The organism is Moorena sp. SIO4A1, assembly GCF_010672065.1.
Classification (GTDB): Bacteria; Cyanobacteriota; Cyanobacteriia; order Cyanobacteriales; family Coleofasciculaceae; genus Moorena.
In genome coordinates, this window is sequence record NZ_JAAHHX010000046.1 from 46,291 (window position 1) to 52,978 (window position 6,688).

At 44.5% G+C, this 6,688-nt stretch carries 8 protein-coding genes and 1 pseudogene; 6 read left to right on the top strand and 3 right to left on the bottom strand.

Features of this window, described 5'->3' with window-relative positions; all coding sequences use genetic code 11:
• Positions 1–77: 77 nt before the first annotated feature.
• From F6K53_RS25160 to F6K53_RS25180, 5 genes are all read left to right on the top strand, one after another.
• Positions 78–1,523 carry a PRC-barrel domain-containing protein gene (locus F6K53_RS25160; protein WP_293068373.1) on the top strand — a complete coding sequence of 482 codons (1,446 nt, stop codon included), beginning with the start codon at positions 78–80 and terminating at the stop codon, positions 1,521–1,523.
• Positions 1,524–1,554: 31 nt separating this feature from the next.
• A complete protein-coding gene (locus F6K53_RS25165; RefSeq protein WP_293020808.1) occupies positions 1,555–1,794 on the top strand; it encodes a hypothetical protein in 240 nt (79 codons plus the stop codon).
• A gap of 51 nt (positions 1,795–1,845) precedes the next feature.
• Positions 1,846–2,205: a hypothetical protein gene (locus F6K53_RS25170; RefSeq protein WP_293020810.1), complete on the top strand. Its 360-nt coding sequence runs from the start codon at positions 1,846–1,848 to the stop codon at positions 2,203–2,205.
• 273 nt (positions 2,206–2,478) lie between these two features.
• Entirely contained in the window at positions 2,479–2,628 is a 150-nt protein-coding gene (locus F6K53_RS25175) for a hypothetical protein (RefSeq protein ID WP_293068369.1), read from the top strand.
• Positions 2,625–3,038, top strand: a complete 414-nt coding sequence (locus F6K53_RS25180; protein ID WP_293038014.1) for a hypothetical protein — start codon at positions 2,625–2,627, stop codon at positions 3,036–3,038. Before F6K53_RS25175 ends, F6K53_RS25180 begins: the two co-directional genes overlap by 4 nt.
• A gap of 94 nt (positions 3,039–3,132) precedes the next feature.
• Here F6K53_RS25180 and F6K53_RS25185 read toward each other — a convergent pair whose 3' ends face one another.
• The gene (locus tag F6K53_RS25185) at positions 3,133–4,752 is read right to left on the bottom strand and encodes an alpha/beta hydrolase (RefSeq protein ID WP_293082567.1); all 1,620 of its coding nucleotides are present in this window, start codon (positions 4,750–4,752) and stop codon (positions 3,133–3,135) included.
• 593 nt (positions 4,753–5,345) lie between these two features.
• Between F6K53_RS25185 and argF the strand changes: the two genes are divergently transcribed.
• Positions 5,346–6,266 (top strand): ornithine carbamoyltransferase, encoded by a 921-nt coding sequence (gene argF, locus F6K53_RS25190; protein ID WP_293038010.1) that lies wholly within the window; start codon positions 5,346–5,348, stop codon positions 6,264–6,266.
• Here argF and F6K53_RS25195 read toward each other — a convergent pair.
• Both F6K53_RS25195 and F6K53_RS25200 read right to left on the bottom strand, forming a co-directional pair.
• Positions 6,244–6,429 (bottom strand): hypothetical protein, encoded by a 186-nt coding sequence (locus F6K53_RS25195; protein ID WP_293082571.1) that lies wholly within the window; start codon positions 6,427–6,429, stop codon positions 6,244–6,246. The genes argF and F6K53_RS25195 overlap by 23 nt on opposite strands.
• Before the next feature lie 61 nt (positions 6,430–6,490).
• Positions 6,491–6,688 (bottom strand): annotated as a pseudogene (locus F6K53_RS25200) (hypothetical protein); the annotation flags it as partial.

Here is a 6,688-nt window from a genome sequence, read left to right on the forward strand (position 1 = left end):
CAAATGCCAGTTGTTAACAACTCCGATGCTACCAGATTTGCTCTAAAAACTCTGATTTAAAACTAAGGAGAACGTTGATGAACACACAATCAGAAACTGCCATTAAGCACAGTGATGTAATCAACCGGATAGTACTGAATCGCCAAAACACTGAAGAAATTGGTCGGGTAGCTGAGCTGTGGCTCGACCCAATGGCTCATAAAGTTTTGGGTTTGGTTTGCAAGTCAGGACTGCTGGGTCGCAAAAAACGGTCATTTACTTGGGCAGAAATTGAGGCGATTGGCTCCGACAGCATTCTAGTTTACCTTGACTCGGAAACCGCAGCGAAAAAACCCCCATCAGTGGAATCGATTGTGGGACATCAGTTGTGGACGGACGGAGGGAATCAGGCAGGTACTTTGGTGGACTATCGATTTGACCCCAACACCGGGACGGTAGTTGAGTATATCTTTGGCTCCAAGGGCTGGCGTGGTGTCACTGATGGCACCTACCGACTTCCCCCTGTCGCCATCGCCAGTGTGGGCGGTAAACGAGTGATGGCCATAGAGGCGATGGTGCAAAACGCTGAGCAGTATACCGATGGCATCAACCAAAAAGTTGCTCAGGCGGCTGAATCCTTGAAAGATGACTACGCCAAAACTAAGGAAGATATGGCGGCGCTGATGGAAGGGGCTCAGGGGTTAGCGACTCAAGTGCAAGAAAATGCTAAAACAGTAGCGGAGAATACCCAAAATAAGTTCTCTGAGGTTGCTGGTCAAGTGCAACAGACCACTAAACAGGTGACTGGTAATGTTCAAGAGAAGTTTTCTGATGTCACCACTCAAGTGCAAGAAAATGCTAAAAAAGTAGGGGAGAATACCCAAAATAAGTTTTCTGAGGTTGCTGGTCAAGTGCAACAGACCACTAAACAGGTGACTGATAATGCTCAACAGAAGCTCTCTGATGTTGCTGGTCAAGTGCAAGAAACTACTAAAAAAGTAGCGGAGAATAGCCAAAATAAGTTTTCTGAGGTTGCTGGTCAAGCACAACAGACCACTAAACAGTTAACTGGTAATGCTCAACAGAAGCTCTCTGAGGTCGCTGGTCAAGCACAACAGACCACTAAACAGTTAACTGGTAATGCTCAACAGAAACTCTCTGATGTTGCTGGTCAAGTACAACCGACCAATAAAAAAGTAGCGGGGAATGCCCAAGAGAAGTTTTCTGAGATTACTACTCAAGTGCAACAGACTGCTAAACAGCTGACTGGTAATGCTCAACAGAAGCTTTCTGATCTCACCGCTCAAGTGCAAGAAACTACTAAAAAAGTAGCGGAGAATACCCAAGAAAAGCTCTCTGAGGTCGCTGGTCAAGCACAACAGACCACTAAACAGCTGACTGACCAGGCTAAGGAAAAACTAGTTCAAGTAAAGACAAAGTTGCCGAGTGCTGACTCCGCTACTACTACAGAAGCTGCTCAGAAAGACAAGACACTCAAAGCTAGTTCTGAGCCAGAATCTGCCAAAACAGCTCTTAAGCACTAACTGATCTATACAACTCAAGGAGAAAAATACCATGAGACAAGTTGCAATACTGGTAACTAGACAATTTGCAATGGTGCTAAGTATTTTAGCGATCGCATCTTGGTTGTCTCTAGCTACTGATGGTAATGAGAACTCTCAGTCTAAACCGACTCCGAGTTCAGCAGAAGCAACTGCACCCCAAACACCAGCAGAAACCGTTGCATCCGAGAGAAAAGAAAAACAGAGCTCTCTGCAGAACATAATCTCTGTGTTAATGGTCGCTGATCAGTAATATCAGTATTCAGCGATCAGCCCTCAGCGATCAGCCCTCAGCGATCAGCCCTTGGCCTACGGCCAACGGCTGAATGCTTACTTAGTAATATCTCAGAAGGTGGCAAGAAACGTTTATTTAAGAAGTACTCAAATAATGATCACCACTGACAACAATAGCGATTGTGAATTTCTTCAAGAAGACAGTATATGGTCTGACCTCAGAGCAATAAGAGTTATTAATGGGTTGCAACAGGAGGTGGAGTTCCTAGAAGCCTCAGTGAAACGGCTCCAAATCTGGCTGGTTTTAAGTATTGTGATCCTAGGAGGTAGTATTGCTGCTATCAGTCCCCTTGGTGCTATGACTTACAAGCAGTTGCAGCAGCAATTCGCACCAGTAAATTCCTGGAAAACCACTCAACAAAACCGGTGATTTTTTGATTAATTATTCACCAGACTTCTTGCAGAAGTCGGGAACAGGGAACAGGGAACAGGGAACAGTGGAGAATAATTGACGCAAACACTATCAGAAAAATACTTTTGCAAGAGGTCTACCATTAAAACTAAATATAGCGTTTATAGGATTTATGAGGTACGCTTCTCAACCTCAAAGTCCCCCTTGATAAGGGGGATTTAGGGGTATCTCTTGGTACCTCATGGCATATATAATTGCTCTAATAAATACTAGAGTATTACTAAATTAATTGTGCCCATTTTTGATCATAATTTTCCTACTCCCTACTCCCTACTCCCTACTCCCTACTCCCTACTCCCTACTCCCTACTCCCTACTCCCTACTCACTGTTCTCTTTGCTATAAAAAACCAACAATAAATAGTCTCAAAAAAAGGCCATGACTAACAACAATCATCTAAGTAAAACAAGCACGATCAATAATTTTGCTATAGACAACAAACCTCTTACCAACACAGCCCTTCCTGTTGTGACCCCAGTCAATCCTCTTGCTAATCTCCAAGAGCAACATATCGAAGAAGTCGCCGAAGCATTGGTGGAATTTAAAATGACTGCCATGTCCGATAAGAAGAAACAGGAGCAAGAAACAAAAGAGCTACAGAAAAAAATGGGTCGTTTCACCGCTATTTGGATGATCTTAATCTTGATGGTAGCAGGAGCAGGAGCTTGCACAGGATATTTCTTTTATACCCAGCTCAAGGAGCTAACTACAGAAATTACGTCATTGAAAGAGGCTCCGGCAGAATCAGAACAGGCAAAACAAGTTCAACAGCTAGAACGAGCAATATTTTGACTTATGACTTATGACTTATGACTTATGACTTCTGACTTCTGAATTCTGAATTCTGAATTCTGACTTCTGACTTCTTACCTCACAACCCTGCTTTTTACCGTACCAAAGGCTCAAGAATTGTCACCAAACTCAAGGGCATCAGCTCTTTACTAAGGGATTGAGCATAGGCAGCACTCAGATAAGCTTGGTACTCTGATTTACCAGCAATATAGGTTTGAAAAAATGCTAAACTCAATGCTTTCATATACTCCTGAGCAATAGTTGGGTCAGGACCAAGCACTGCCTCAGGTAAGGGGACATCATCGGGTGATGGGGCGAGGGTGGAAAAGTGGGTTCCTCTCCTAAGCAATACTAGATACTTCTGTAGAGTTGTCAGCCAAGTAAAGGGTTGAATCTGTTCTGGTAACGCTGGCGCTATGGTATCATCACTACCAGCGACTACCATCAGGGGCACTTGAATTGGGCTAAGTTGGGATTTTCCTAAGACTGTGCTAGTAATTGGATTAATTGCGATCGCACCTTTAATCCGTTGATCCGATAACTGATAGTCCTGTGGTGGTAAGTCAAAGGCACGACACTGAAGTAGTAGGGATATATTCAAGGTATCCTGATTTAAGGGAGCGCAATCCTGTTGCAATTGCTCAAAATTGATCTCGGCTCCAGCAAGAGCTAAGGATGTGTAACCCCCAAAGGACTGACCCAATACTCCCACCTGTTGCAAATTTAACTGCCCTTGAAAGGAACTTTCTAGTTCATCCAGTAAAAACTTAATATCCAGAGGGCGGTTAATAAATTCTGATGGTGGAGCTGCCTCTTTGGCAAGACCAGTTAACAAAGCCTGTATTTGATCCGCATTACTGCCTGGATGTTCCGGTACAGCCACAGCAAATCCATGGGATGCCAGGTGACGGGCTAAGTACTCAAATGTCTTCCGTTCTGAACCCAGTCCGTGGGAAATAACAATCACTGGTGCTAACCCTTCCCTTGGGGAATCTGGCATATACAAGTCAACGGGAAACTCTCGCCGAGGGCCCAGGTCATCGAAGGTAATGCTTTGCTTAGTATAACTTACTGAACCTGGTTGCCGTAAGTCTAGGGAGAAATCGGATAAACCTCGCTCTGTCTGGGCTGCCGCTTCCTGATCCGATGCCTGTTCCACTGCTGCAATGGCGATCTGGGTTTGCTGAATCAGCTTCGATAAGTCATCAATAATTTCAAAACCCCGTTGTGAGTTAATCCGAATCCCGTAAGTCGGAAATTCCCGCAACACATTCAAAATCGTCAACCCTTCTGGCTGAAAAGCGGCTTTGATTAAAGCAGCTCGAATGGCATAGAAACCGGGTTGACGAGCTTTGGTTTGTATGACTTCACCTACCCGTTGTAGAATTATTTCTCCTTGAGGTGAGTAGAGGAATTGAGCGATCGCTACTGGTGTGACATCAATGGGAGTAATTAAGACCTGCCGCAGTTGTTTGAATTCTTCTGGCTTTACATACCCCGCATAGAAGGCTAAGGATGGCTCAACTTTGCCCACTGTCGCATAAACTTCTAGAGCTGCGATCGGTAGAGAAAACTCAATTGGACCATAGGAAATATAGATTTTCTCTGCTGCCTCAACTGGTGGAGAAATCATCACTGGGGTGAGCAACAATCCTAGATTCAGCAGCAGCCATTTTAGTCTAGTTTGTGGTTTACCTTTTGCGAATCTGAACATATAGCGTTTCCAAATGATTTGTAAAACTAGATTGTAATTTGTTCTAATACAAAAAACGCTGTATTCCTTACTAATGTTAGTGATTGGAAGTTTTATTTTCCCTAAAGCATTTCATTATTTGTTCACATCTCAAATGTATATACTATAGCGCTACTCCCGACTCCCTACTCCCAGGGCTTGCGCTTGACCCGTAATTAAATTCGCCACGGGTCGCACCGCTCCCGACTCCCGACTCCCGACTCCCTAGTGCTGCTGTATTATTTAATAACGATTTGTCAATTTTTGATGACATTTAGGGGTAGATTAAATAGACTAGGATTATGTTCTTGCGAAATTTTGTGGTAGAGTGAATAACTCTAGCCAAGATTCAAGGTTGTTTTCCTAGAAAAGACTAACTAGTTTTTTAGTATTTTTTTGGAAGACTAGCTATGATAATTTAAGATAAATAGGATAGCGTCTTAAGAGGGTGCATCTTAACAAAAACTGGGGAGCTATAAGGTGCTCATTCCAGGAAAATAGTACACTTTGTTTGATGGGCAATTGTGTGTAGCACTGTGGCTAGGGTAAACTATTTTACTCATTGAATATAGAACATGAATACGTTAAAAGGACGCGATTTTTTAGGTTTAACAGACCTCAGTGCTAGTGACATTCAGGAACTATTGGATAAAGCCACTAAGTTAAAAAACGCTCAGTGGAATCCTAGGTGCAATAAGGTTTTGGGATTATTGTTTTATAAGGCTTCCACACGAACACGGGTCAGTTTTTCCGTAGCTATGTACCAAATAGGCGGTCAGGTGATTGACTTAAATCCCAATGTCACCCAAGTTGGTCGTGGAGAACCGGTAGTAGATACAGCGCGAGTGTTAGACCGCTACTTGGATATTCTAGCAATTCGTACCTTTGAACAAAAACAGTTGGAAACCTTTGCGGAATATGCCCAGATTCCAATTATTAATGCTTTGACCGATTGGGAGCATCCCTGTCAGACTTTAGCCGATTTGTTAACGATTCAGGAATGCTTTGGAACACTAGCTGGTTTGACATTGACTTATGTTGGCGACGGTAATAATGTCGCTCATTCACTAATGTTGGGCTGCGCTCTAATGGGAATGAATGTCAGAGTCGCCACACCACCAGCTTATCAACCTGATAGTGCTATTTGTGAGCTTGCCCTGAAAACCGCAGCTAGCCGCACAGAAGTAATGGTTACCGATGACCCAGTAGCTGCTGCCAAGGAAGCTCACATAATTTATACTGATGTTTGGGCAAGTATGGGTCAAGAAGCCTCAGCTGAGGAGCGAATTCCAATTTTTCAGCCTTATCAAGTTAATCAGCAGTTGTTAGACCATGCTGACCCATCAGTAATTGTACTCCACTGTTTACCCGCTCACCGGGGCGAAGAAATTACAGACGAGGTAATCGAAGGCTCGCGATCGCGTGTTTGGGACCAGGCCGAAAACCGTTTACATGCCCAAAAAGCTTTACTGGTCAGTCTTTTAGGGGTTGATTGAATCGTAAGGGAGTCGGGAGTAGGGAGTAGGGAATAGGGAGTAGGGAGTAGGGAATAGGGAATCGGGAATCGGGAATCGGGAATCGGGAATAGGGAATAGGGAATCGGGAATCGGGAATCGGGAATCGGGAATCGGGAATCGGGAATCGGGAATAGGAACCCACCCCTAACCCCTCCCAGGAGGGGAAAAGAGGGAACAGGAAAAAAATCCTGTGTACCTCATAGCTATGAAAACGCTATAACTCCCTCCACTCCCCATCTCCCCATCTCCCCATCTCCCCATCTCCCCACACTTCCCACACTCTCCCCATCTCCCCATCTCCCCATCTCCCCATCTCCCCACACTCCCCACCCTCCCCATCTCCCCATCTCCCCACCCTCCCCATCTCCCCATCTCCCCACCCTCCCCATCTCCCCATCTCC